This is a genomic window from Streptomyces sp. DH12, assembly GCF_020873895.1.
Taxonomy (GTDB): Bacteria; Actinomycetota; Actinomycetes; order Streptomycetales; family Streptomycetaceae; genus Streptomyces.
Genome location: NZ_JAHWGT010000965.1, coordinates 1 through 464, shown reverse-complemented (window position 1 = coordinate 464; position 464 = coordinate 1). Strand labels below are relative to the sequence as shown.

2 protein-coding genes are annotated in these 464 nt (G+C 78.0%); both read left to right on the top strand.

The window, feature by feature from the left end; translation table 11 throughout:
* Positions 1-295, top strand: a 295-nt coding sequence (locus LPA54_RS38010) for an antibiotic biosynthesis monooxygenase (RefSeq protein WP_228984962.1), incomplete at its 5' end; no start/stop codon positions are given.
* The coding region (locus tag LPA54_RS38005) for an FAD-dependent oxidoreductase (RefSeq protein WP_228984961.1) at positions 285-464 on the top strand (180 nt) is incomplete at its 3' end. The genes LPA54_RS38010 and LPA54_RS38005, both read left to right, overlap by 11 nt.

Below are 464 nucleotides of genomic sequence, written 5' to 3'. Positions count from 1 at the left end.
CAACAAGCAGACCGTGCACGGCGACCCGGACGAGTTCGCCGCCGTGCGCGCCCGTCTCACCGCGTACATGGCGGCCCAGCCCGGCTACGCCGGCCACCGCACGCTGCGCCACGCCGGCGACCCCGCCGTCCACCTGGAGATCGCCGAGTGGGAGAGCGCCGCGGCGCACCGCGCCGCCGTCACCAGCGAGGAGTTCCAGCGCCTGGTCGCCGGGCTCCGGCCGCTCGTCACCGCCGAGCCCGGCCTGTACGAGGACGAGGACGCCCGGGCCCCGGAGGCCCTCGGTGCCCGCTGAAGCCGCAGACGTGCTGGTCGTGGGCGCCGGCCCGGTCGGTCTGACCGCCGCCCACGAACTGGCCCGCCGGGGCATGCGGGTGCGCCTGGTCGACGCCGCGCCCGCCCCCGCCCGCACCAGCCGCGCCGTCGCCGTCCACCCGCGCACCCTGGAGACCCTGGACCAGATG